The following is a 546-nucleotide window of genomic DNA, read 5'->3' as shown; positions in this document are numbered from 1 at the left end:
CCCGCGGCATCCTCAGCGCCTTCGACGAGGTAGTTCTCGAAGACCGCGAGGGTGTCGAAGAGCGGGCCGACGCCGCCGATGCGTTGGATGTCGCCGAGGCCCAGGTGGTGGTGGGGCAGCAGGGCGGCCTGTTCCGCCTGGAGGCGGCCGATGAGGGCGGCGAGCGTCTCCTCGTACCGCAGTCGGACGCGGATCGGGACGGTGTTGATGAACAGGCCGACCATCGACTCCACGCCCGGCAGTTCGGCGGGGCGGCCGGAGACGGTGGAGCCGAAGACCACGTCCTGGCGGCCGGTGAGACCGGCGAGTACCAGGGCCCACAGCGCCTGCACGACGGTGGGCACGGTGACGTCCAGCCGGCGCGCGGTGGCGGTCAGCACGGCGGCCAGGTCCGGGTCCAGCTCGACGGCGACGCTGCCCGGCTCCGCCGGGGGTTGCTCCGCGGCGCCCGGGGCGATCAGCGTCGGGCCCTCGAGCCCGGCCAGGCCGGCGCGCCAGGCGCGCTCGTCCGCCTCCGCGTCCCGGGCCGCGGCCCAGGCGAGGTAG

Annotated in this window: 1 protein-coding gene; it reads right to left on the bottom strand. The window is 75.5% G+C overall.

Translation table 11 applies throughout. From position 1 onward, the window contains the following. The coding region (locus KUM32_RS41585) for a condensation domain-containing protein (RefSeq protein WP_254406806.1) at positions 1 to 546 on the bottom strand (546 nt) is incomplete at both ends.

This window comes from Streptomyces sp. AC627_RSS907 (assembly GCF_019049165.1).
Note: the sequence above shows the minus strand (reverse complement) of the source record. Positions and strands in the feature narration are given on the sequence as shown.